Source organism: Micromonospora tarensis (assembly GCF_016803395.1).
Taxonomy (GTDB): domain Bacteria; phylum Actinomycetota; class Actinomycetes; order Mycobacteriales; family Micromonosporaceae; genus Micromonospora; species Micromonospora tarensis.
Genome location: NZ_JAEVHL010000001.1, coordinates 82,729 through 107,317, shown reverse-complemented (window position 1 = coordinate 107,317; position 24,589 = coordinate 82,729). Strand labels below are relative to the sequence as shown.

Sequence of the window (24,589 nt, the reverse complement as noted above, 5' to 3'; positions counted from 1 at the left end):
CGCCCGCAGCCGCCGCAGTTTCGTGATCGCCGGACGTTGGCGAGGTCGAGGGGCACGCCGCGGCCGGGCTACCTTCGCATCCGATGTCGTGGATCTTCGCCCCTGCCCCTGCCGCACTCCCCCACAGATGCAGGCATCCAACCTTCGACCGGATCGTGGTGGCTCCGCGAGTTCGATCTGCGCCTGTTCGATCCGCAGCTCAGGGGCCAAAGGTCACCGATCGCAGCAGGGCAGGAGATGCTGCGGGGTGGGTAGCGTGACATCCGCCGGCTCGGACGGGTCGTGCATGTGGCCCCATGCTGCGGCAGCACTGAAGCTTCCGGCCGCCTTCGCGGCTTGCAGGTCGAGCGGAGAATCGCCGATCAAGATAAGGCGCTCGGGTGTCGTTCCGAGCAACTTCGCGGCGAGCCGCATGCCGTCCGGAGCGGGCTTAGGGTTCTGCACCTGGTCGCCGCCGATGATGATGTCGGCCTCCAAGCCGGCTGCGCTCAGGAGGATTCTGGCCGCCCTCGTGCTGGTGCCGGTGAACACCGCCACTGGTAGACCCTCGGTCCGGAGAGCATCAAGAGTCGCCACCACCCCGGGATAAGCGGCCACCTGTACGCCGGCCAGCTCACGGTAGTAAGCGTCATGTTCGGCCGGACCCAGGTCACGGCCGACCAAATGCGCCAGGATGACTTCCGACGTGCCGCGCCAGTACGCTGCTATCACGTCGTTTATGTTCACCTCCGGGCCGTTCAATGCGGCTACGGCTCTCACGAAGGCTTCCGGCACCACCCTGGACGAATCGATCAGAGTGCCATCCATGTCCCAAACCGCATGATCGAACTTCATGAGTTCGATTTGATCACGAAGAACTCGCCCAGACATCCACTTCTCGGCACATGCGCGTGCTGGCGACGACGCCGCCCTCACCTCGGTCACGACCGCTTAGCGGCCATGAGAGTGTTCCCGTGAGCCCGTCCTCATGAGAAGGTCGTCTGATGTTGCGTGGACGACTACTAACCGAGAGCCTTCGCGTGGGCGCCGACGTGCGTGTACCTTCGCTACGCGTCGTCCGAGTCGGCCGACACGATATATCAAGTTCAACGTCGGCCGACCAGCCGAGTGTCTGGACTTTTCTGGACTTCGAGGCCCCCGATGATGTAGCCGACGAAGTAGCAGCGGCGCTGGCTGAATCCCTGGCTAGCGATCAAGGCTGGTACGCGGACTTCGAGGTCGGCGATGATCACGTCGTCGTCTTTCCCGGTCAGGTTTTCCGCTACACCAGAGGTGATCGCGCGGGAAGAGACGCCGCCGTGGAGTACGGCCGGGCCGTCGGCGTACCTCGCCATCAACTCGACTGGGGCGAATAGGAGCGTCGCTCGAGTCCGGCCAAGAGGTATCAGGCAGGCAAGCGGGATGGCGGAGTGCACTGTCACGACAGATGTGGGCACCCGCACCTCCTACCAACGCAGCGCCCGCTCGTCGGTACGACAGGACGGTGCCGGACGCGCGGTCAGCGGCAGATCCGGATTTTCGATCCCGCTGGGGTCGGCTCATTGGGCCAACCGGCGATGGCGAGCTGGCGGCAGATGACGTTACGCCAGGAAGCTCCAGGGGTCGCGAACCTCGTTGGTTCATTGGATCCGTAGCCGGACGGCATCTGGGTCGACGAGCGTCACGCCGGCGGCAGTGCGCACGTGCAGCTTGCAGCCGGTGGGATCGCCCCGATCGCTGGGCCACCACACACCCCAGACACCGTTTCTCACCGTGGCGGTCACTCGCAGGCCATTCGTGAGTACAACGTCGACGCCGGTCACAGCGGGGCCGCTCAGGCCGTACATCTGGAAGGCTTGGATGCCGCCGGGCGATGTCTCCGAGATGCCGCCGAGCACCAACACAGCACTGCGTTGCGGCTTGGCGAAAGGTTTGTCGGAGACGGTGGACTGCATGAGGTTGAGGCCATTGAATCCCTTGGCCTTCAGGCCGGACAGGGCGATCAGCGGATCCGAGGAGGTGCCGCTGCCCAGCGCAACATCGACGCAGTAGGTAAAACCGCCGCGCCGATCGACCAGCACCTCTCGGCGAGCTGCGGCTTCCGGGCGCGCCGGGACGCCTCCGACGCCGACCCCGCCGACGCCGAGGTCGCTGCACTTCGAGGCCCAACTCTCGACTTCCTCATCCGGAGCGGTCAGTGGTGGAGCGGCCTGTGGAACGGCCGTCCAGGCGGCATAGGCCGGCGGCGGCGGGTCGGGATAGACGGCGAGCGCAACGACGCCGGTAGTGACGACCACCGCAGCGAACGCACCGGCGAGGGCGATGCGGCGGCGGCGGCGAGTCACCACAGTTGTCTGCGTTGCCTGCTCAACTAGCAGTCGCCGGATATCGGCCTGGCGCTGTGGGTCCAGGCGGGTTCGCAGATCGCTCATGACATCTCCCGTCGCTGTGCTGAGGCGGTCCTTGGGCAGGCCACGTGGGGTGTGTTCAAGGCTTCTGTCCCGGCCCCGAGCCGGGACCGCGCCCGGGACAGCCGCGATCGGACGGTGCCGACTGGTACGCCGAGCGCTACCGCCGCCTCGGCGTAGGACAGGCCCTGCCAGACGCAGAGCAACAGCACGTCCCGGTCGGGCGGCCTCAGTCGCTCGAGGGCCGCCCGCAACTGGGCCAGGTGCCGCTCGTCATCGAGCCGGCCGGCGACCTCGTCGGCATGGTCGGGAGTGGCCGGCGCGGGTGTCAGCCGCTCCAGCGCCCGCCGATGCCGCAGCGCGGTCCGCCAGCGATGCTGCATGGTCCGGCGTGCGATGCCGTACAGCCACGGCAAGGCGTTGCCATCAACCAACTCAACCTCACCCCGCCGGCGCCAGGCCTCCAGGAACACGATGGAGACCACATCATCGGCGGCGTCGCTCGAGCCGGTTCGGCGGGCACAGAAAGCCCGGACGGCCTCCCCGTGCCGGTCGAAGAGCACACCGAAGCACTCGGCCTCTCCCTGGCGTGCCCGCCGCCACAACTCGCCGTCGTCGGCCCAGGTCATGTCCGCCCTATCCCTCACATCCACTTATGACCGCTGCGCCCGTCGAGTTCCATAGCGCTACCGGACAAGGTGGGCGTAACCAAGATCGGCCAACGGTTGCGGACCGAGGCGCTCCGCCTTGTGGAGTACGGAACTGGGGCCCGAAAGGGCACAGCTTCATCGGCACGAGCTCGCATCGAGTGACATGGCCGCCGACTGGGAGTTCGCCTACCGAAGGCTACGTCCATCCGTGAGGTTCCGCGTCCGCTTCGCCGCAGACTAGTGAGTTCCGAGGCATCGAGATGGTTGTTCCTGCGCAAGGGCTACCCGTCGGAGGAAGTCAGGGCTGGCGCCGAAGAAGCAACTTCAGCAACTGGAATGCCCGGGTTCGGCGAGCATTGTCCCGAGACCAGACGTACACACCAGCAAGAATCCACATTGGCGCGGTAGCCAGCAGAACCGCGAAGTTCACAAGCTCCATCACTAAGGACCTCCTCGGCGCCAAGGGGCAAGCATATGTTGAGCGGACGACCGTGTCAGGTAGGAGCCGCTCACGGACTGAACCCAATCCTGGTACCTCGTAAAAGAGGTCTGACGCCGCGCAACTTATCCGGACGATCGAAAACGGGGTCTGACGAATCTTTACCGCCGCTTACGTCCTTTGACAGTGAAGTGGACCAGGGGATGACTTGTTTGCTCAGCAGTCATGAACGGCCGTAGAGTGATGTGGATGTCCCTCGACCTTCCCTCCATCGACGACCTCGTAGGAGACCTACGCGCCAAGGTGAAGCGCCTTCACCGCCTGAACGGGGAGCCGAGCACCCGCGAGCTAGCCCGGCGGACGGGCGGGGCAATCACGCACACGACCGTGCACGCAGTGCTTCGATGTGTTCGGCTGCCACGTTGGGGCCCGCTCGAACTCGTCGTGGAAGCGCTCGGTGGCGAGCAGAGTGAGTTCCGTCAGCTATGGGTGGCGATACGTGATGCCATGGATGTTGTGTCTGCAGCAAGCGCACAAAGTGGACTTGCGGCCTCCGGATCCGGGCATATTGCGCAAAGCGGAGACGCTGACAAGCAAACTGAAGATCGCGAGATAGGTGTTGCATTGCGCGACAGTGCGCTCGCCGTCGTGGCGACTATGCTCAAGACCACGCCAGAGCAAGTTCCGATGGACGCCGATGGCGACATCAACATTCATTCCGGTTCCGCAATGGTATTCGTGCGCGTGCGTGACAATCCGCCACTGGTCGACGTTTTTTCGCCAGTTTTAACCGAGGTAGCATCAACAGAGAAGCTGTACGCGCAGTTATCTGAAGTCACAAACCGACTGCCTATCGGCAGGATCTACTATGCAGATAGTACAGTCTGGGCCTCCATCCCGGTGTTTGGCCGAAACTTCCAAGCAGTGCATCTGATGCTCGCGGTTCAAGTCATGACAGGGCTGGCCGACGAGTTGGGCCACCGACTGCATGGCGAGTTCGGCGGTAAGGCCTTTTTTCAATAGCTTGGTGGAGCTCTTGATACTCTGAGCCCTGCCACGATGTCCGACGGCAACACGCGCAACTCGACAGATGCTTGCGTCGGCTCATCCAACGCCGTCGCCATCGGGGTCTACGGGGAGTCGCTGAGCGGCCCGTGCGCTGATCACCTCCAGCAGTTCGTCGCCAGCGACATCCTTTGAGTCGGCCAAGCGGAGAAATAAGTTGGTCGGCTTCGGTCAGCGTGGTGGGCGAGGCAGGCGAGTGACGTTGCGGGCGTGGTCGAGTGCTTCGCGCAGCTGGTGGACTTCGAGGGTGAGTTGCTGGATGTTCGCGATCGCCACTTCCAGGTTCGCCGCAGGATTGTGGTTGTCGCGCCGTAGTCGGGCGTTGTCGTGGCGCAGGCTCGTGATGGTGGCGACGTCGATCTCGGCCCGTGATGATGCCGGTCACTGACTGGGTGTACACAAGCGGGTGGTGACCAAACGGTTGACCGGCCGCTACGAACCCGGCAGGAGAGGCTGGAGGAAGTACCGCACCCGGATCACCACCGAAGCGGTCGCCGGCGCGGTGACGGGCAGCCTCCGCCACCCGAACACCGTGCTGCTTGGCCGGCGCGACCGGCGAGGGCGGCTGCGGTACACCGGCCGCACCAACCCGCTCAGCGGCGAGCAGCGCGAGGAGCTCGGCGGGGATGCTGTCGCCCCTGCGGGCGGCGCAACGCCGCGGTGCCCCAGTGCTGCACCCCTGGCCGGAGCCGCTGCCCGCATCCTGGTCCGGACAGTTGGAGCGGCCGGAGCCGCTGCGGTACATGCAGGTCGAGCCGAACGTGGTCGTGGAGATCGAAGCTGACGTGGCGTTCGAGCACCAGCGGTGGCGCCACCGCGTCCGCTACGTTCGGGCGCTGCCAGGGGTATCGGTGTACGACGTGCCGCTGCTACTCGGTGAGGAAGAGGGCTATTTCGGCGAGCCGTGAGCGGCTGCGCGTTGCCTGCCCGCCCGAGGCCGAACGGCAACCGCACGCCGATCGTCATGAGGCGCTCCCCGCCAAGGCGCACCGGTGTCGCAGTCAGATGCGCTCAATGCGTAGCCGCCGACGGTCAGGGCGGCCTCACCCGTGGCCGCCCTCATCAGCCCTTGCGGTGGCGCGACTGGGTTGATCGCCCCGCCTCGTGGCCACGCCGTCGTGACCTGGCCCGCACGGCAACAACGGCTACCGCCTGACCCTCGATCGAGGTCACCGGTCCGCGAGTTCGGCGGAGAGCACCCGGCGCAGCGCCTGCACCACCGCGCCGGGTGCGAACCGCTCTCCAGCCTGGCGTTCGGCCCGCGCCACCGCCGCGAACAGCCCTTCGGTTGAGACGACCCGTAGCGTGGCGACCAGCCACCCCTCCAGGTCCTCCAGCTCGGTCGCAGCTCTAACGCCTGCGCGGTCGGCTCCGGGCGCCGCGCCTCGAGGTCCGGCAGCGGATCACCGGCCGAAACGTAGCGACCCGACGGCATTCCCACTCGGTACGGGTGCACACACACCGGCTGTCCAGCCGGTCCCACCCGCCACCCGGCGGCCGGGTTGTAGGCGTACTGCGGTCCCGGACGGTCGATCACATCGAACTGTCCAGGGCCCAACACCTCCGCCGGACACACGACACACGTGTCGGCCTCCCACCGCGGCAGCGGACCACCCTGCATACCCGTCATGCTACGAGCACATGGAGGCCCCATCCATGACCGTCTTCGCCGCGCCTCGACACCCCCACATCGCGCGCGCACTTGCCGACGCCCGCACCTGGTGCGCAGGACGAAAGATCGACGAGCGATCCGCGTTCGTGCACGCCGTACGCGTCGCCGTCACCCTCGCCCGCCACTTACCTTCTACTCCCCCGCGCCTGGTCGCCGCAGCACTGCTGCACGACGCACCCGAGTTCGCCCCGCCCATGATCGACCTGCCCGTGTACCTAACCCGCCACTACGAACCCGAGGTCACCCGAATCGTCTACGCCCTGCACGCCGAACACCTCGCCCTCAACACGCCGGACCCACCGGTCGACACAGCGACCGGGATGTAGTGCCCATCTCCACCGCTGACACGATCATCGCCTTCGGGTCGCTGGTCCGACGCGCCCACGCCAGCGGGGACACCGCCACGTTCTTCGCCGCGCGCCCCGCGTTGCGGCGCCTCATGCCGCACTTCCAGGCCGCCCGCAACGCCACCCGACCCCATCTCCCTACCGGCATGGCAAACAGCCTCGATGGCAGCCTGGCCGCCCTCACCCACGCCGTCACCGGGCCATGTTGACCGCTGCCGCCACCGACCTTCTCGACCAGCTCACCGACGAACTACACGTGACGGCCACCGCCCGCGAGCCAATCCGGGTGTGGTCCCGCTCTTAGCCGAACCGCCGGCACCGGGCGGTCGATCAGGTCCGCCCCGTGCTGGATTCAGCGGCGGTCGACGGGACGGCGGCAGCAGAGCGTTGATCAACATGTCGATAAGTGTCGGCGTCACCGCCTAGAGTGACATCGACCGAAGTCGCACGTCCGGCCTTGGCGGTGATCGACGAAGGTGGTGCAGCCTGTGGGCAGACCGGATCTGGATCATCATGATGAAGCGGAGCGGCTCCACCAGGTGCTGCGTACGAGCCACGAAGAGCTTGCAGCGACGGAGTCCGGGACGACCGCGTACCGCTCGCAGCGGGCGGAAGTTTTCGCCGCCACGACGCAACTGCTGGACTTCGAGGCGCGGATCCCGGTGTTGATCGACGAGCAGCGCAGGCGGATCAGTAGCCGCGTCGTCTACGTCGGCGGCGCAGCTGCGCTTACGGCGATGCTCGTCATGGGCGGGCTCGTCGTGGACGGCCGGTTCAGCCGTTGGTACCTGGTGCCGGTCATCGTGGTGTGTCTGCTGGCCGGTGTCATCACGCTGAGCGAGCCGCGCGCCCAGCGCCTTGGACACCGCAGCCGGGCCGTCAGCGCGCTCATCATGGTGGCCGGCGCCGCGTTGGTGGTCGTCGCGGTGCTTCGGGTGGTGTCAGCGATCTGGCTGATGGCACTGTTGCCGCTGCTGGTGGCGGCGCTGGCTTGCTGGCTGCACGACGGCACCGAGGCGGAGGACAGGAAATGACGTACTCCACCTACCAGCAGCCGGACCTGCGGACCTTGACCGACACCGTGGAACGGCTCAATCGCCAGGTGTCCTCCACGTCCAACGATGTCTATGAGCTGCAGGAGAAGCACGAGTCCCTCGACGGACAGGTCCGACTGCACGACGAGCGGCTCGACGGGCTCGACCAGGCCACCCAGGAGATGCGCGAGGCGCACGACGGGCTGCGTGAGGAATTGGCCGACGACGTCGCCGAGGTCGAGGCCGCCGTGAAGTCGCTGACCGCCACGATCGGGTGGCTCGAACGGCGGGTCCGCGCCGAGCAGAACATCACCCCTGTGGACATCGACCACGCCGACAAGGCCATGCGGGACCTCGCCGAGCGCGCGCTGCGCGGCCGGCAATCCGCATCAGTACTTCTTTCGCCCCACGATCGAGCGATCTACGAGCGCCAGGTCGAGGCACTCGGTCGGCTCAGGCAGCGCATCCGTTCCAGTGGCGAGGACGCGTTGCGACACAGCGCGACGTTGGCCACAACTGCACGCAACAGCGCTGAGCACCGCCAGGCCGGGGCCGCTTTCCGCGCCGCTCACCAGGGATGGAACACGGCCAGGGCGCAGCTGACCGCCACGACCGAAGCCGCCGAGCAGGCGGGTCAAGCGCTGCAGAACGACGACGAGCGGCGGGCAGTGCACGGGCCGAAAGTGATGACCGGCGAGGCGGCCCGCGCCACCCTGCAGAGCAAGCTGCGGGAACGCCTGTCCACGGCGATCGCGGACGCGGCGCTTCTACCGTCATGGTTCACGATCGTGCTCGGCCACCAGCCATCCGCCACTGACACCCAGCGCTGGCTCGACACAGCAGTGTCGTTGCTGATGTACCGCATCATCTACGCGGTGAAGGACCCGGTCGTCGCCCTCGGGCCCCCACCCGGCGACGACGAGGATCGCAGAGCCTGGCACCGCAGTCTCACCGAGGACCTCCGCAAAACTCGGTACTAGCGGAAGAATCTGGCAGTGTTGAAGCTGTCGAATGCGGCCGTAGCCGGGTCCCGAGGTCATCGCGCGGATGGTCAGCGACAGTTCTGGCGGTGGGTCGCCGACTGATGGCGAGCAAGGGGCCGCGCGGACCCTGCAGTGTTCTGCAGCAGGTGGGCGGACGGCGCAGGCTCCGATAACAGGCCGTCAGTCCGCCGCGTCAAGATCGAGGTCGAACTGCACGAGCCATTCGATGTGTCCATCAGCCGCGGTTGCCACCATGCCGGCTACGAGCCACACCAGCGCCGGCAGGAACGCGTCGCCCAGCCGGTCGAGGGCTTCCTCCATCGTCAGGTTCGGTGCCAGCGGGCTGCCCAACAGGCCGGCGAGCTGGAACGCCTGGTCGGCGGGTTCGTCGTCCAGGTGCTCACGGATCCACTGCATGGCGGGGCCGGCAAGGTCAGATGCGGCTGCCTCCTTGGCGCCGATCAGCCACGCCATCAGAACGGAGACCAAAGCGGCACCAGCGAGGCCGGCCTCATCGGAGTCGCCGGTGTGGTCGAGGGCTTCGGCCAGTCGCCAGGCAGGCTCCTCCATCCCGCTGGTGATCGTTTCGTCGATCAGGTCTCGAAGCCCGTCGGCTGACAGGTCGACCGTTGCGCCGAAGTCGAGGTCGTCGTCCTCATCGACGGCTTCGCCGCTGTGTCGGGCGACCGCGGCGGCGTACGCCTGAATGTCAGCCGCGCTGAACAGATGCTGGTTCTCCTGCGTCACGAGGTAACCGACCTCGCGCCATGCATGTATGGGGGCCGCGTCAGCTCCGCTGTCTTCTGCGGCTTGCAGTAACTGGACCATCATTTCGTCGAGGTTCCGCTGGCCCAACGGCGTCGGCTCGTCAGCATCCGGGTCGAAGAACACCGGGTCTGTCGGCCCGGGTTCACGGCCGAACTTCGCCCGAAACGCCTCGAACTGAGCCTGAAAGCCGTCACGCAGTTGCGTGCCGGCCTTTGACGCGGCATCCCACGTCAGACTTACGGTGCCGTCCGGGCCGGTGACGCGCTGCACGAACCGAGGGTCTCCCGACCGCTCGAGAACAAGACTGGCGTGCTGCTCATGGAACCGCTCCTGCCGGGCAACCTCCAACCGCTGCTGCAGACGGGTCCGCTGCTGAGCGGCGCGTCGCTGACGAGGTGTGCGCTTCTTCGGCATGAGCCGGCTCCTCCCCTCACCCGCCGATCGGGCGGCACCGAAATTATCGCGCACCCCGGTCGATCCGACGCCGCGACACAGCCTCATCGCTGTCGAATGCGAATTGACGTCAACGGTCGAGGCTAGCCGGCTGCGGGTGGATCGCGTCCTGGCCGATGTCGGCGTAGCGAAGGCGCGGGCTTTGGAAGCCAGCGGCGCTCGGTCCGACTAGCGATCCTGGTTCCGACGGTCTGCCATGGACGGCATCCTATGCCTTGCGAGCAGGCAAAGGACCCGCACCGGGATCCGTGAAGCCGGTTCGTATCCTCGGAGGAACGACTCCCCCGTTGCTGGAGGTCCTGCCGCGTATGCCTCTCCCGGTCATCACCCTCACCGTCGACCGCCGGCCCGGCCTACAGGTCTTCTGCGATGTCGCCGGCTGCGTCAAAGTGCCGGTAGCGGCGTGGCAGGTCACCCGATCCGGGAGGATCTTCGGAGAGCGGTGGATCGCGGGGGAAACGGTCGAGTTGTGCCGAGAGCACGACGAGCGGGCGGCCCGGGTCACCGGCGCCGAGGACGGCCGCTGATCGGTTCGTTCGGCAGAGCGCGTTACCAAGACGCTGCTGCCAACGGGTCTGAGGGCCGATCCGAAGCCGGCAAGGCCGGTACGATCAGCTCAGTTCGACCCGCGTTCGGCGGCCCCCAACCTGACGCGGGTTGGGGGCCGCACCGCATTCATCGCTTGCCTGACGGTGGGGTGGGCCGAGTCGCTGCCACCACCGCAGCGGTGACCCGCGCAGTCGGCCGTCGAGCCGCGGTCAACAGGTCGCTCAGCGCCTCCTGCAGAACCGTACGGTTGCTGGAGCAGTGCTTGGCGGCTCATACCCCCTGCTAGCAAAGCCTCGGCGTCCGTTCCCAGGCCCATACGCGATGCCAATCGGCTGTGCGGGCAAGCCCGGGCGTCGTAATCGCGGATGGCGGTCCCGCAACCGGTAGTCACCACCTGAAGGGTGCGCAGGCGGCGCCTCCCGCAGTGCGCCTCACTGTCGAGCCGCCCGACCTGGCGGCGGTCTCGACCCTCGGATCATGTGCCCTTGCCGTCCCGGACCAACGTGATGACGATGTCTTGGCCCGATCTACCCGCAGTGGTGACCCGATGCTCGAACCGCGAGAGGAAGTCCCGGAAGGTACGGCATCCGTAGTTGGCCTGGTCGAACGACGGGTCAAGGGCGAGCATCTTGTTCTTGACTGTACCTGCGGTCGGTGTGTCGGTCGTGAGCTGCTCGAACGCCCGGATAAGAAGTCGCTCGGCGTCTTTTATGTCGAAGGCTGCGGTGACGGCGGGACGGCTGGCGGGTTCGACGGCAGCGACGATGGTGCCCCAGAACTTGTACTCCGAGCAGACGGACACCAGACGTTGACTGGCGCTGGCTTGAGTGCCGACGCCGACGACGTGTTTGCCGAATTCCCGCAGGCGATGCACGAGTGGCGAGTAATCGCTGTCGCCGGTCACGAGGAGAAACACCGCCACGTCTGGGTGGGTGATGAGCACCTCCATGGCATCGACGGCCATCCGAATGTCTGCGGAGTTCTTGCCGGTGCCGCCGATGCGGGCGATCTGGACGAGGTCGACGCCGTTGTTGGCCAGCGCCTGCTGATACTTCCCGAAGCCTGAGTTGGCCCAGTCAGCGTAGGCGCGGCGAATGGATGCGTTGCCGTGGAAGCCTCGGCACAGGTAGGTCAGGGCAGAGTCGGGAATGGGGTCGCTCTGTCCGGGTAGACCCTTACCGGCACCGCACACCAGGTTCTCGAAGTCGATGAAGACCGCGACACGCTCCTGCGCCTGGTAGGTCACGAACGGCTGAGACCTGCGCCACCGAGCCAGCGAAGAAGACTTACTGTCCAGCTCTTGAGTCATCTCTCACCAGCCGGTCCGTCACGCTGATCCCGCATGGCCGGAACCGGCGGTTCATGGGCTCCCTCGTCCGCGCGTAACGTCTTGGCGCAGGCGAAGGCAGCCCAGTCCGCGGGGTTGTTCGTCGCCCACGCTCCTGCGCCGGCAGAGTTGACTGGCGCACCCGTGTCTCCGAGATGGATGGCAAGTCTGATCGCGATCGCCTCGGCCACTACAACCGGTTGGGTAGAGGCCGCATCGCTAACGAGCCTATGAACGGCCCTGTCTCCTTCCTCTACCCCTGTCTGAGGAAGCCAATCCACCGGCAGGGGCGAGTAGGTTACGGGACCGCCGACGACCTTGGCGCCGGTCCGATGCATCGCCATGCCGTGTCCATGGTCGGAGTCCTCACCGATCCAGCTCCGCTCCTTCCGCAGCCGTTCACGCCAACCGCCCAGGCCGGTCCCTACACCGATATAAAGGGCGGCCCCCTGCATGGGATTGGCCAACTCCTGCCCGAACCCGGCAGCCACCCAGCAGTACAGGCCGACCTCGGTCCCAGCCTCGTGGCGGTCATCGCTCTGCGCCGACCAGCGGAGGCCGAGTAGCGCAAGTCCGTTGCGAAGGGCGGTCGGCGTCGCGAGCCGCAGAGTCACCAGCGACGTTAACGGTGCAGAAGCGGCAGCTTCGTCGGCGGCAGTGGGGGGCAGATTCACCAGAACAGTATGCATACGGTCGGCGATATTCTCGACACAAGCAGTGAGCGGTGATGCTCCTAGTCCTGCCCCGCATCCAAGACGCTCATCGACGATGTACTCCGACCGACGGCTGAAGGAGCTCCAGCAGAGCGACTGGCCCTCCGGTTGGGCCACCGGTGACGGCCGCATTGTCGGGAAGGCGGCTGAAGGCTCGCGGAGTTGTCACGGTGCCGGGTTGTTGAGCCTTTCGAGGCGGGCGAGTGTGTCTGGATCGTGTGGGAAGCGGCTGGCCAGCGTCGTGGCGACGCCTCGGGCTTGCGGTGTGTTGTCGAACCGTAGGTGCAGGTCGACCCAGGCGGGAACGGCGCCTGGGTCGGTGACGTCGGGTCGCAGATGGCGGTATGACGTCCATGCCGCGTCCCACCGGTTTTGGTTGAGTTGAGCGATGATCAGCGCCCAGGCGTGATCGTGATTGGTTGGTTCGTCTTTGAGCGCTGCCCGGCAGCACGCCTCCAGGCCCGCCCAGTCGTTTCGCGTGGCTCTGCGCTCAATGAGCCGGCGGTGCAGGGCTCTTCGCTGCTCGGCTGCGAGTTCGCCGGTGGCGAGTAGATCCTTGGCGCACTCGTCGGCGGCGTCGAGGTCGCCCCGGATAGCCAGGATGTTGACCTTTTCCTGGAGCGTTTTCAGCGCCCCGTATGCCGCCCAGATCTCGTCGCACACGGCGAGGGCCTCGTCGTAGCGTCCCGCCTCACGAAGGATCTCGATCAGGATCTCGCCCGCAGCGGGTGACCAGGCAGACCGAAGCAGCGTGACAGCTCCGTCGAGGTCACCGCTCCCAGCGGCGTTGCGTGCGGTGAAAACGACGCGGTCGCCGTCGTCGAGATTCGCCAACGCCTGCACCTGGTCAAGGTCGGTGGCGTCGAGTGCGCCCCTGGAGGCGAGCTGGTTCAGGCAGATCCTGGCCGCGAAGGCGGTGTTCGCGTTGTCGAGCGCAGTGCGCCACATGGCGACCGTAGCCGTGGCGGGTTGGCGCGGGTCTGCAGCGAGCGCGCGAATCAGAGGCTCGGCGGGTGTGTCGCGCATGGCGTCACCGAACCGGACGGCACGAATACGGTCATCCAGGGCGATGCTGGCCTGGGCGCCCGCGATCGCAACGACGGGGTCGCCCGCTTCTCGGTCGGTTGCCTGACCGCCGAATGCCGTGGGCGTGGCCAGCTCGACGACCTCCTCGAACGCGCCGACGAGCATGCGCTCCTGCACGAGAAGGCGATGCATGGTCTCGCTTGGCCCAGCCCATTGCCGTACGTCGTCACGGACGGACATGGCGAGCGCTGTCACCTCCTGCTGGTCACCGAATGGTAGGGCCGTGGCCCCGCGCAGTGTGCGCTCCATGAGTGTGCGTGCCCGGCCGAGTCTGCCACCGGTGCTGGTTGGCTGCCGGTCGCAGACGCGTTCGTACAAGGCCAGCGCCTGGGCCAAGTCGCCCCGGCCAGCAGCGCGCTCGGCGAGGAACAACAGGCAGGTCGGTTCCGCGTCGAGCTCGCCATCAGGCCGATCGCGCAGAAATTCCTCCAGCAGATCCTCCCTGCCCGATTCGTCGGCGTCGAGGGCGCAGACAGCGACGTCCATGAGCAGGTTCGTCCCTGGCTGTTGCGGGGCCTCGACCGGACGGAGGAGGCCGGCGGCTCGGCTCCTGTCCCCGACGGTGATGGCCATGATCGCCGCGACAGCGCGTAGCCGTAGCTGATTGTCCGGGTCCCGTTCGGCCGCCCGCGTGAACGCTTCCATCGCCAGGTCCCGGTGGCCGTGGTCGTTGGCGTATGCCCCGACGGTCGCCAGCCGCGCCGCTGTTGCGTGAACCCAGCCCCGGCTCGCCCTAATGAGCGGTTCCACGACCGCCCTGGGGTCGTCGCGGCTCCCGCTGAGCATCCGCGCGAGACGCCGTGCGCCCTCGGGGTCGACCAGTCTTAGTGCCGACAGACCCGCCACGGTGGACGGCGACAGCAGCGGCAGGACCTCCGCGACAGGATCCGGGTTGGCTGAGGGAGCGGCGAGCGCGATGTCACGCAGGGTGGCATGCGATGAGGCGTCGAGGACGTTCGCGGACGGCACCTCGATCGACCAGCCGCGGTCGGTCTCGTGCACCGCGTCGGCGGTGATCTGAACCCAGTATCCGACCCGGGTCTTCGGGTCAACGATGACGAGCACCACGGGCATCAGGTTGGCCAGCCAGTACGTGAGGTGCCGAGGCTTGCCGTTGAAGCGCCACCCGTGTCGGGTCCCTCGTTTGAAGAGCGTCGGCCCGCATTTGATCTGGACGGCGATGTACCGGCCGGTGGGGCTTGTCAGACCGTCGAGCTCGACTTGAGCGTCGATCCCCTGATCCGCTTCGCGTTGCTCCCGAAACGCCCAGTCCAACCTGGTGAAGGCGAGTTGCACCTCGGCGACGCCGCGGCGTTCCATCCCTACCGACGTCGTCGTCACCCTTTAGCCCCTATTCACTCCGTTGCCGGCCTCCACGGCCGGCTGTCACCGAGTGCCTCGTCGACATTGCCCACCCACGTCACGCAGGCGGCCCCGTCACCGTCTCGGTCACCCGGGGCACGGCGTCCATCATCGCCCGTAGAAGCAGCTTGCGGACCCCGTACAGCTGGGGTGGAAGCGCTGCTGGCGGGGGTACCGCTGCGCGGCACGACGCTGAGGAGGTATGCGCTTGTTCGGCGTAACCCGCTCCTCCCGCTACCTCTTCGACAGGCGACCGGGGCATTATCCCTGTGCGACAGCCCGAGCCGATTCCGCGACACAGGCTCTGCCGTATCCGCCTGCCTGTTCATAACTCGGCTGCAGATCCGCTTCGTTGCGAGCTTCCTGGTTGCGCAGGCACGTGCCGGCTAACGTGCGGATGGAGCACCCCCTAGGAGGACGCGTGCGTCGGATGACGAAGTTCCAGGAAGCCGTCGATCGGCTGCGCGAGGAGAGCCGCCGCCGAGGCCTGGACATCTCGGAGGTCACCGCGCAGGACATCCTCGCCGATCTCGTCACCAGCACCGCTGCCACCCTCGGCGTCCGCGAAGAGACCTACGTCCGCTCGCACCTTCCGAACGTCGACCTCGCCGACCTCGTGACCCACCTCAGCCAAGCAAACGACGCGCAGAGACGCGAGGTGGCCGAAGCTTCCCCCGCGATTGTCAGCATGCAGGACACTGGCCGGCTTATCGCGTCGCTCGCCCAAGCGGTGCGGTGCGTCAGCCTCAACCACGAGCGACTCGCGCAAGGGCACCGCGGCAAGTGGGAGGCCGTCGGCGTCCTCGACGACGCCAGCAACTGCTTGACCCTGCTCGGCGAAGCCGTGAGCAACAGTCACACCTCAGCACAGGGCACTGCCGTGCTGTGGAGCGACGAAAGCGTCGTGTACGCACGGCGCGCTCTCACCCAGGCCATCAGCAACATCCGCGACGGCGGCTGGACGTTCGCCCATGGCCCACAACTCGACGCCGACGTCGCCACCCGCATGAACGCCGACCTGAAGCTCCTCCCAGCGGAGTAACCACGCCAGGCGCTTCATTTCGCGCAGCCCAGCGTCGCCTCAGGCCGCGGTATCGGCCCCAGGGTGCGCGTCCTGCCTAGCCGTAGCGGTGTTGTGGGCAATCAGCTGGGCAGGGTCGCCACGCGAATGTCGACACCAGCCTCACGAAGGCTTCTGAGGTACTCGTCGAGCCAGGCCAGGGCCGCCCTCTGCGGATCGTCGTCGTACTCGTAGATCGTCCACGTCTGCGAGCCCACCCGAACGCGCTGCACATCCATCCGCCACTGCCCGGCGGCGCGACCCAACGCCGGATCGGCGTCGAGGATCTGCTGCACCTGGGCGTGCGCCTCATCGCGAGTGAAGTAGCCGGGCCCAACTGCTGGTCGGGCCAGCAGGTCGTCCAACGACACATCCACGTGCAACGTGTTCCACATGCCAACCAGGAGATCACACCGTCGCCCCACGTGCGTGCACCCGGAAGAGTCGATCAGTGCGCACACCTCAGCGTGACTCGATGCCGCTGGTGCTGGCGGCTGCGCGACGTAGGACCAGCCAGCACCCAGGATGAAAGTTCACAGGTGTGCCGTCAGCCGGCGCGCGACGTTGTCCGATGCGCGAGACGGTGCAACGCGGAAAGAATGTGCTCTTTTTCGGCGGAGGTGGTGCGGGGATCGATGAATCGGTCGCGCACGGCGATAAGAAGCACCTCCATCGCCGTCGCCGCGGGCACCTCCGGCGATGGCGGTGTCTTGTGGGTCAGCGGGGTAAGGGCGCGCAGGGCAGCACCGAGCGGGAGGTCCAAGGCCGCGCAGAACGCCCGCACCTTGGGTAGCTCGGGATGGTGCTGCCAGTCACCGGAGAGCCACCGGAAGATGGTGGAGCGTCCGACGCCGCTACGTGCCGCCACCTGCGTGATCGACCAGTCATGCTCGTCCTGAGCGGCATCGACTGCATGACGCACGAACTGAGCGAACGCGTCCTGCGCTGCCCGTCCGGCGTCACTCATCTCCTGGGCCGCCGCCCACCCGGTTGTCGGTACTCAACTGGCTCTTCCCACCCCCTGTTGTCGGCTGCACCGCAATACCATCGACTCACCAAGGCCGCAGGCCTGAACTCACAGTACGACCGGGGGCAACCGGACCCTCTGGGAACGCCGGGCAGCTCACGGAGATCCCGAACTCCACGATCAGCGGACGGTCGCGCGATTCGGCTTGCCACCCACCCGTAGCTGATCCGGTTGGGCGCGCTGCCCTCGACGGTGGACGCGAGGACCGTCGGCCTCGCGATCGCCGGGGCGGCGCGCATCTCCGGTGGTTAGCTCGGCGGATCGGGATCGATGCCGCGCCTAGGGACGTCGCCGTCGCGGGCGCCGCGGCCAGGGACGTGAACGACGGTGCTTGGGATGATGCCGCGCCGGTCGGGCCGGACGACTGGTTCCGCCGGCCCGGCGCTACCAAGCCCGCACAACCAGTGCGCCAAGGGTGGTGGTAACCCGCCGAATGCTCGTTGAGGGCTGCACTCTGTCACCGCCTTCTCGCATGATGTATAGATGGCGGGTGCTCCGCGCTGACCCGGCGGACAACCAAGCTGCGCGGAGCACCCTGACCGACCAGCCAGTCAGCACCGATCGGCGCGGATAACCTTCCTCGACGTCCCTAATGTCGGGAAAGGGTCCGGACCAACTCCCGACAACATCGACCGCTGTCGGGCCACCCTCGTGCACCAAGGACGACCGCATGAGCACCGGCCAGCACCCTGCGCCGCGCCGCAACACCCGCCCGTACGCCGTCGACGAAGTCACCATCCGCAAGCGGTGCGCCAACCCCGACGCCGCCGAGTACACCCTTTACGTGCGCGGGCTCATCGACGACTACCTGGGTGTCGGCGGGCAGGCGAAGATCCTCGAACACGCCCGCAACAGAGGGCTGCACTACCCCGGCCTCAACCGGCAGAAGCTGTCTGAGCAACTCAGCCGCTACCGCCTCGGCCCGACCTGGGAGATGACGGAACTGATCATCGCCTGCCTACCCGACAGCTGCGACACCGCCGGCATCCGGGCCCTCGCCGCAGGCTGGTACCAGTGCGCCCGCGGCCAGCTCCCTGACGGCTATAACGGTCCGGTCAGCCGCCCGCCGGGTAAACCCGGCCAACGCAACGTCCCGGAAAGCCAGCCCGCGATTCCGGTCCTGCAACGCCAGGTCGCCCGCCTGCAGGAACGCCTCAAGGCGGAAGCAGAGCGCCATGTGACCAACCTGCGGACCTCAGAGAACGCCCGCAACCAGGCGGTCCGCCAGGCCAACCAACTCGAAGTGCAGTTCCACCAGACTCGGGAGGAGCTGCTACGGGTTCGCTCCATCGCCGCGGAGGTCGCAACGATCCGAGAGGAGTACGCGCGCCAGTGCGTCGCGCTCGAACTGGTGGCCGCGCCCGGCCTGCGCTCGACGCCGGTCATCGACCTGCCGGAACTGCCCGCCACCAGCCGCCGGGTCCGCTTCGGGCTCCTCGTCGCCACGATCGACACGCAGGCCTCACCGGTGCGCCGGGCGCTGGCCCGCTATCTGTGTGTCTACGCCGAGCTCACCGGCATCTCCCCCACCGAACTCGCCAGCAGGGCGGACATCGCGACCACGGTGACGATGGACATCCTCGCTGGGCGCCTCGTCCCCACCGCCGCCCACGGCACCCGATTGACCAGTGTGCTGGGCTGCGATCCGGACACCATGCGCTATCTCATCGGCGTCGCCAGCAGCGCCACTGCAGTCGACGAACACTTCTGGAGCATTGCCGGCACCGTCGACCCCACGAGCTCTCCAGGTACGGCGCCGATCGTCGAGCACGTTGTCGGGTTGGATCCCGACAACCGTGTCGCGCATCCATACCCCGACCCGACAACTGCACCGTCCAGCCCGATCGCCGATCGGCTCCGCCAGGTCGCCGCCGTGTATCAGCAGGGGTTGATCAGCGATGGCGAGTACGCCGAGCAACGCACTCGCATCCTGGGCGAGTTGTAGGCGGCTATGCGGTCACGCACGCGCGAGCCGACAGGACTGCTCGCGGGTTGGGCGCGCGATCGGCGGGCCCTCCGACGCGGTTGCAGTTCCATCCCGACCATCATCTTCGGCGGCACCCCGCTGGAGAACGCCGGGTGATGGTGACGTCCTGCGGATGAAGATCAAGCCGGACTCGGACCAGGCGGCCACGGTGCCGAACTCGACCGAACGGGCCGTCGAGCGCAGTGTCGACTTCCACCTCGGCGACCAGGGTCGGCTCTACCGGGATGAACGCCACCGGCTGCCGCTCGGCGAAGTTGCCGGTCCACGCGGCCGGCAGCGGACACGGCCACGGGTGGCCGGCGTCGGGCCCGCGGAACGGCAGGCCGCGCAGCGCGCGGGCCACATCCTGACGATCCTCGGTCTTTACCGGGTGCGTCTGGCCGACGAAACGGAAAGTCCCGCGCTCGTCGAAGCGGCCGAGCAGCAACGTCACCGGCCGATCGAGGGCACCGGTCACCCCACCGATGACGAATTCCGCGGTGTCACGAGCGCGGACCTTCACCCACAACCCAGCGGCAGGGCGATACAAACTGGCGGCGGGCTTAATCACGAGGCCCTCCACTCCGGCGACGCCGAGCTCGCCCAGCCACCCCAGCGCAACTTCCCGGTCCTGGGTCTGCGGGCAGACGGCGATTTGCGCAGGCGCGCCGCGCAGCAGCTGCTCCAGTTTCGTCCGGCGCGTCGCCAGCGGCTGAGCAAGTAATTCGACGCCACGCCCGTCGCGGAGCAGGTCAAACGCGACGAGATGAGCCGGGTGCTTCCGGACGATCTCCGGCAGCCGGTGGCCGGCCGTCAGCCGACGCTGCAGCAGCGAAAAACTGGACCGGCCACGCCGGGTGTCCCAGACCAGCAGCTCCCCGTCCAGCACCGTCCTAGCCGGCAACGCATCCGCCAGCGGGGACACCAGATCGGGGAAGAACCGGGTGAGATCAACACCTTGACGTGACTGAATCCGAACGCCACCGGCAGCGCGCCAGACCACCGCCCGGAACCCGTCCTTCTCCAGACTGGGGATGTCTCGTGAGACACGGGGTGGGTTTTGCCTAGCGCATCCAGGTGACCAGATCGGTGGGTCGCCGCCGTTTAGCAAGGTGGGCGTTGGCCACTGCTGGGTCTTCGGCAGCGTGGCCGAGCGTCATGATGCCGGTGAGTGCCGTGTCGGTGGGTGGGCTGGCGACGATGGTGTCGGCGTACGGGTTCCAGTGCAGATGCGGCTACGCCAATGTGCAGAGGTCCGAGACGCTAAGCGCTCCATACGCCGCGACGGCGGCGGCCCTGGCGACCTACCTCCGCCACTCACGATGAGTAACCGGTGGACGCGGGCCGTCGCCCGAATCGCGGCATGAGCGTGCGGCTGATCATGTTGGCGCGTCACCCGCTGGCAGACTCATTCCGGGCCCGTAGACGTGTGGCCGCGAGCACCTCGTACTCGGCGTCAGTCGGCGGACATGCAAGGTGCCCGTCGTTGTTGATCCACTGACGTAGGCTGTTGGCCCGGTTGACGGACTGCTCGACTCGGATGATGGCGTACTCACACGGTCCGCCGCTGGTCAGTCCCTCGACTGCCCGAGCCATCTCCTCGGGATCGGTCACGTTGGACACGCCGTACACCGCGTGCATTCCCTTCCTCCAGCCGTAGTGATGGCGCTCCCGGTCCAGACGGATCTGGAGGGCCTGCTCATCGGCCCGCCGCTTTTCGGCCTGCTGGCGATCCCGCCAGTCACTGAGTGCGGACTTACCGCCCATGAAAGCGAACACCGCAAGCACTGTCGTCGCGAAACCACCAACGCCGTCGCCGAGATTGCCGAAGTCATCGAACACGCTTCTCACGATAGAGGCCCGGCTCAACCGTGAGAGCGAGCCGATGCCCGAGCAACTGATGGGACAAGGTCTGCAACCACGCGGAGCAACTCGGCGTTACGGTGAACTCTCACTGATCAGGCGCGGATGGCGGCAGTTGTGCGCGTGGGCTTGACCGCAAAGACCATCGAGACAGGTTCCGGTAGCCTCTCTGACGGAGCCGCATCTTCAGGTGGCGATTTGGGTCGACCTACTGATCTTATGCAATATCCTGGAACCAGTTATTGCGTTCGGCTAGTGAGGAGATTGGCTCGACGGACGCCATTTTTTCCGCGAAATACTCGACCGCGCGCTGCACAACGTCCGGCGGCCAATCATAGGGAGAGCGCAAAATTTCCGCTGCCTTGGGCGCTGCGATAGCGCCGAGCTTGACATCACTGGCCCATCCCCCTGTGGGGACTATCGTCCTCGTGCCGCGAAGAGCATCGATCTTCACCGTCTTTTCGGGGCCTACTATCCGGAGCAACGACCGCATGTCGCCAGCACCGGTTTCTAGTAACTCGCTGTACTTTGCGACGAGCTTCTTGTCTATCTGCTCGACACTGCTGTGAGTCACCATCGGCCGAAGTAGCCAGAGTGAACGCGGAGAGTAGTTGACGAGATTACGTCTAAGTTGGTCCTGAATGACCAGTGCTGATCCACCGAGCCGCCTACCGGACGTCTTCAGCGCCTTCTCAAGCAATCTCAGATACTTTGGCTCAAGTTGATTGGCCGCCGTGTTGAGCTCGCCAACAAGTTCGATTAGCACATTAGAGCGCGCGACCGTCAGTAAAGAAAATATACTGTAATGGAGGTCGATGTTCGTCTTTGCTGTGTGCAGACGGTTTCTCCACCAAACGACGTCGCTCTTGCGCGCGCGGGCTTGGCCCTCAGTCTCGACGATACTGGCCAAAAGGTGTTCGGTGCGCTCGTCCGTTGCGATCGCGGATAAGTCAACACCGGGCGGGACGGCCCCTACTGCTTGTCGAAGAACCCAACCATCGCCCCAGAAATTGGCAATTTTGGCGAGACGATGGTACCAGCCACGGTAGTTTTCGATGGATCCTGGGCTCTGGCGTAGCTCCTCGATGAGCGTGATGGAATTCGTGCTGGTGGAGCCCCTGCGGCGTCGGCGAGCGCTGGTCCGCAGGCCTTTTGAGCCAGATGTCTTCTGCGTCGATTCGTGAGGTCCCTGATCGCTGCAGGCAATCGCACATTCGAGTAGCAGACCTAGGGGATTCGTTGGCTCGGGCGGCCTTACTAGCTCCGCCGCGCCGTCGTTGATGTCAGCCACGCAGGCTCTGAGGACGCTCTCGGCCAGCCCGTCATAACCGCCCTTGACCAGCAGTTCGCTGATCCAGCCTGTCGAGAGATTCAAGCGTGGCAGGACTTCGACGAGTTTAGCCGTCTGTTGCGCGTTCAATCCGCCGAGCACGGTTAGCGTCGCCGCAGTCTCAAGCCATGACTGCGATGGCGTGAACAGGTTCCACCACCACGTGGCAATGCCGTCATCCGGTTGCGCGTGGCGATAAAGGCTCTCCGCGAGAAGCATACGCAGAGGTGCCGGATTGTCCTCACACAGTCTTTGTTGAAGGTGTCGGACCGCTTGCTTACGTCCGGCCCCACCACTGAGCGCGAGCGGAGTGCCGGAGGCTTCGAGAAGGCCGTCCTCGGCCAGGACCACGCCTGGGCCGTCCAAGACGAAGTCTACGATCTCCTGGATTGGCTCATCTGGCTGCCCCTGAAAGGTTCGGTCATCAAGAAGAAGCGTCGCCGTGGAGCGGAGTAGCGGATGTACTCGCAATAATTGCTTCGTGCTCAATCCGCGCAGATTATGCCGGATGCCACGGACTTCCACGCCTGAGAACATGCCAACGAAGAACCGGCATACGTTCGACCAGTATGGCCGCTCAAGAAGGGCATTGAGGCAGTCGTCACGTGAATTTCCTCGACCTCTGGGTGGGGCGTTGTCAAAAATGTACAGAGCCGCGAAGTATTCGCGCAGAGACTGAACCTCAAATTCAAACTGATTGGTCTCTCGCTCGACGAGACATAGCACACGCGACGAGATAGCCGAGAAAAGGGCCTTCGCGAGCTCTTGTCCACCTTCACGACCCTCCAGGCGGTCGTGAACGAGCTCCTGTATTTGCCGCCGGCTGATCGAGCCTGCCCCAATCCCTTCCTCGGCTTGCGATTGAAGATGCCAGCCGAGAAAAGCATGGATATCTTCGATAACTTTGCGCTCTTCCGAGAGTAGCGGTTCTTTTTCTTCGGTCTGCTCGCGGTCGAGGAAAGTCTTGAGATATTCGCGGTACAACTCGGTACGCTGTTGTGGCAGGAGTTGACGTCGATGCAGCAGATGGAGCAGGATGGCCATCTGCATGGGATAAGAGGCGAGTTCCCGGATGTGTGGCACATGCTGGTTGTCGAGGAAAACTCGTTGAAGCTTTTCGGCCGATTCATGCGTTAAGCGCGCAACCGAGCTCCATTTCTGCAGATACTGCAACCGGAGGCCGTAGGTGAGGCGCTGTAGGTAGAAAATCGGAAAACTCTGCGACGACCACAGGCTGGCTGTCGTCGCTCCTGGACGAGTTGCCGATACGATGACAAGATTATAAGCGAATGTGCTCAGCCGGTCATGAGTGCCGACAATCGCCTCACTTACCAGGGCTCGGTCTTTCAGGTTGGCCACTTCATCGAGGCCGTCAAAAGCCAGAAGCACAGGCTGTGTGGCCACCAACACGCCGAGGTCTTCAAGGCTGAAACCTTGGCCACCGCTATGTTGCTTAATATGATGAGCGATGTATTCTTCGAGACTGGGGAGTTCGCGCTGTGAGGCACTTTGCCGCCGCGCTCTCGCTTCCTCGGCCGCGCGTGGATTCAGCCGGGATGAGGCCCAATCCACATAGCGCCTCAGATCGATGCGAATCGGTGTTCTGATATGTTCAGTGACTGGCTTAAGCTGCTGGTCGCCGCCCGTGTAAGTGTCACGGCCAAGTATCCGTGCACGGTGGAACTGGCAGATGTACTGCAGGAGGGTGGACTTGCCCGCTCCGGGACCACCTACCAGGAGAGCGTTGCCCGTCCACTCTGGATGGAGAAGTGCTTGGGCTGCACCTGTGACGACGTAGCCCTCGATGGGCGTGATGTCCCCTGGATGACTGGCTGCGATGCGTGCCATCAGTTCAGCCGGTGCAGCGTCGAGGCGGCATCCGAACGGAACGTCAACGAACATCGCGTCGACGCTTGGGCCGCGCAGCTCAGCTTGTTCGAAGAGAACCCTGTCGTCGGCTGCGTACTGGTCGCCGACGTATGCTCGAACAGTTCGCTCGATGTGCTCGGTACGCTGCTCCTGGCGCTCATGCGCCCGGCGCATTTTTACGAGAGTTTCGACATCGTACCCACGGCCGCCGTCGGCGTCGACCATCGTGTGGTGGACAGGGCACAGCAAGATCAGGTTCTCGTACTCGTCGACGTTCGCGAAGTCAGGCTTATGTCGAGGGCCGTCGGAACGTGACGACCGGATGTGCGCCTCCTCGCCAACGACGGTCGCAAAAGTCTCCCCGGTGTGGGCGTCGATCTGGTCGGTCGTTAGTTCCTGCCGACACTGCGGAAAGGCGCATCGATTGTGGGCACGTCCCCACAAGAGCTTTCGTGTCCTGACCGAAATCCCCACGCGCGACCCTTCACCCGGTCCGTGATCACCTGTTGGCTGCTGGCAGCATTCTGCCAGACCAGAGCCGGCCCCCTCGTCGGCTGCTGCGCACTTTTCTCGGCATGATCGAATGCGCGCTCATCGGCAGATCCGGGCACCGCCGTCCCCGCTTGCGGTGACTTAGCG

General features: G+C 65.7%; 21 protein-coding genes and 1 pseudogene. 9 read left to right on the top strand and 13 right to left on the bottom strand.

All coding sequences use genetic code 11. The annotated features are described in order from the left end of the window. Positions 1-213: 213 nt before the first annotated feature. From JM949_RS00510 to JM949_RS00495, 4 genes are all read right to left on the bottom strand, one after another. Positions 214-834, bottom strand: coding sequence for an HAD family hydrolase (locus JM949_RS00510; RefSeq protein ID WP_203146470.1), 621 nt, complete (start codon positions 832-834; stop codon positions 214-216). 251 nt (positions 835-1,085) lie between these two features. Then, complete coding sequence (locus JM949_RS00505) at positions 1,086-1,436, bottom strand: hypothetical protein (RefSeq protein WP_203146469.1); 351 nt, start codon at positions 1,434-1,436, stop codon at positions 1,086-1,088. Between the two features lie 183 nt (positions 1,437-1,619). Then, positions 1,620-2,411, bottom strand: a complete 792-nt coding sequence (locus JM949_RS00500) for a hypothetical protein (protein WP_203146468.1) — start codon at positions 2,409-2,411, stop codon at positions 1,620-1,622. After that, complete coding sequence (locus JM949_RS00495; protein ID WP_238432327.1) at positions 2,408-3,016, bottom strand: RNA polymerase sigma factor; 609 nt, start codon at positions 3,014-3,016, stop codon at positions 2,408-2,410. Before JM949_RS00495 ends, JM949_RS00500 begins: the two co-directional genes overlap by 4 nt. Before the next feature lie 1,105 nt (positions 3,017-4,121). On the opposite strand from JM949_RS00495, the pseudogene JM949_RS00490 reads away from it, so the two are divergent. The 6 genes and pseudogenes from JM949_RS00490 to JM949_RS00460 all read left to right on the top strand — a co-directional run. Next, positions 4,122-4,499 (top strand): annotated as a pseudogene (locus JM949_RS00490) (T3SS (YopN, CesT) and YbjN peptide-binding chaperone 1); the annotation flags it as partial. Between the two features lie 668 nt (positions 4,500-5,167). After that, the gene (locus JM949_RS00485; RefSeq protein WP_203146467.1) at positions 5,168-5,449 is read left to right on the top strand and encodes a hypothetical protein; all 282 of its coding nucleotides are present in this window, start codon (positions 5,168-5,170) and stop codon (positions 5,447-5,449) included. A 733-nt stretch (positions 5,450-6,182) separates the two neighbouring features. Further along, positions 6,183-6,539 (top strand): HD domain-containing protein, encoded by a 357-nt coding sequence (locus JM949_RS00475; RefSeq protein WP_203146466.1) that lies wholly within the window; start codon positions 6,183-6,185, stop codon positions 6,537-6,539. Next, positions 6,539-6,769 (top strand): hypothetical protein, encoded by a 231-nt coding sequence (locus JM949_RS00470; protein ID WP_203146465.1) that lies wholly within the window; start codon positions 6,539-6,541, stop codon positions 6,767-6,769. Before JM949_RS00475 ends, JM949_RS00470 begins: the two co-directional genes overlap by 1 nt. 279 nt (positions 6,770-7,048) lie before the next feature. Next, entirely contained in the window at positions 7,049-7,594 is a 546-nt protein-coding gene (locus JM949_RS00465; RefSeq protein ID WP_203146464.1) for a hypothetical protein, read from the top strand. A 35-nt stretch (positions 7,595-7,629) separates the two neighbouring features. Next, entirely contained in the window at positions 7,630-8,574 is a 945-nt protein-coding gene (locus JM949_RS00460) for a coiled-coil domain-containing protein (RefSeq protein ID WP_203146463.1), read from the top strand. Positions 8,575-8,757: 183 nt separating this feature from the next. On the opposite strand, the gene JM949_RS00455 is transcribed toward JM949_RS00460, so the two are convergent. After that, on the bottom strand, positions 8,758-9,759 hold the full coding sequence (locus JM949_RS00455; RefSeq protein WP_203146462.1) for a hypothetical protein: 1,002 nt from the start codon (positions 9,757-9,759) through the stop codon (positions 8,758-8,760). 347 nt (positions 9,760-10,106) lie between these two features. On the opposite strand from JM949_RS00455, the gene JM949_RS00450 reads away from it, so the two are divergent. Next, a complete protein-coding gene (locus JM949_RS00450) occupies positions 10,107-10,325 on the top strand; it encodes a hypothetical protein (RefSeq protein ID WP_203146461.1) in 219 nt (72 codons plus the stop codon). A 497-nt stretch (positions 10,326-10,822) separates the two neighbouring features. Here JM949_RS00450 and JM949_RS00445 read toward each other — a convergent pair whose 3' ends face one another. The 3 genes from JM949_RS00445 to JM949_RS00435 form a co-directional block, all read right to left on the bottom strand. Beyond that, positions 10,823-11,593: an NYN domain-containing protein gene (locus tag JM949_RS00445; RefSeq protein WP_309231941.1), complete on the bottom strand. Its 771-nt coding sequence runs from the start codon at positions 11,591-11,593 to the stop codon at positions 10,823-10,825. A 59-nt stretch (positions 11,594-11,652) separates the two neighbouring features. Further along, the gene (locus JM949_RS00440; protein WP_203146459.1) at positions 11,653-12,348 is read right to left on the bottom strand and encodes a hypothetical protein; all 696 of its coding nucleotides are present in this window, start codon (positions 12,346-12,348) and stop codon (positions 11,653-11,655) included. 204 nt (positions 12,349-12,552) lie between these two features. Beyond that, positions 12,553-14,814, bottom strand: coding sequence for a DUF4365 domain-containing protein (locus tag JM949_RS00435; RefSeq protein WP_203146458.1), 2,262 nt, complete (start codon positions 14,812-14,814; stop codon positions 12,553-12,555). A 451-nt stretch (positions 14,815-15,265) separates the two neighbouring features. Here JM949_RS00435 and JM949_RS00430 point away from each other — a divergent pair, with 451 nt between their 5' ends. Further along, positions 15,266-15,877: a hypothetical protein gene (locus tag JM949_RS00430; protein ID WP_203146457.1), complete on the top strand. Its 612-nt coding sequence runs from the start codon at positions 15,266-15,268 to the stop codon at positions 15,875-15,877. A gap of 101 nt (positions 15,878-15,978) precedes the next feature. Here the strand turns inward: JM949_RS00430 and JM949_RS00425 are convergent, their stop codons facing one another. Then, the gene (locus tag JM949_RS00425) at positions 15,979-16,290 is read right to left on the bottom strand and encodes a hypothetical protein (protein ID WP_203146456.1); all 312 of its coding nucleotides are present in this window, start codon (positions 16,288-16,290) and stop codon (positions 15,979-15,981) included. Positions 16,291-16,442: 152 nt separating this feature from the next. After that, a complete protein-coding gene (locus JM949_RS00420; RefSeq protein ID WP_203146455.1) occupies positions 16,443-16,862 on the bottom strand; it encodes a helix-turn-helix domain-containing protein in 420 nt (139 codons plus the stop codon). A gap of 730 nt (positions 16,863-17,592) precedes the next feature. On the opposite strand from JM949_RS00420, the gene JM949_RS00415 reads away from it, so the two are divergent. After that, positions 17,593-18,867 carry a hypothetical protein gene (locus JM949_RS00415; RefSeq protein WP_203146454.1) on the top strand — a complete coding sequence of 425 codons (1,275 nt, stop codon included), beginning with the start codon at positions 17,593-17,595 and terminating at the stop codon, positions 18,865-18,867. A 100-nt stretch (positions 18,868-18,967) separates the two neighbouring features. On the opposite strand, the gene JM949_RS00410 is transcribed toward JM949_RS00415, so the two are convergent. The 3 genes from JM949_RS00410 to JM949_RS00400 form a co-directional block, all read right to left on the bottom strand. Next, positions 18,968-19,999 (bottom strand): ATP-dependent DNA ligase, encoded by a 1,032-nt coding sequence (locus JM949_RS00410; protein WP_238432326.1) that lies wholly within the window; start codon positions 19,997-19,999, stop codon positions 18,968-18,970. Between the two features lie 281 nt (positions 20,000-20,280). After that, positions 20,281-20,730, bottom strand: a complete 450-nt coding sequence (locus JM949_RS00405; RefSeq protein WP_203146452.1) for a hypothetical protein — start codon at positions 20,728-20,730, stop codon at positions 20,281-20,283. A gap of 238 nt (positions 20,731-20,968) precedes the next feature. Continuing rightward, positions 20,969-24,424: a hypothetical protein gene (locus JM949_RS00400; RefSeq protein ID WP_203146451.1), complete on the bottom strand. Its 3,456-nt coding sequence runs from the start codon at positions 24,422-24,424 to the stop codon at positions 20,969-20,971. Positions 24,425-24,589 lie beyond the last annotated feature (165 nt).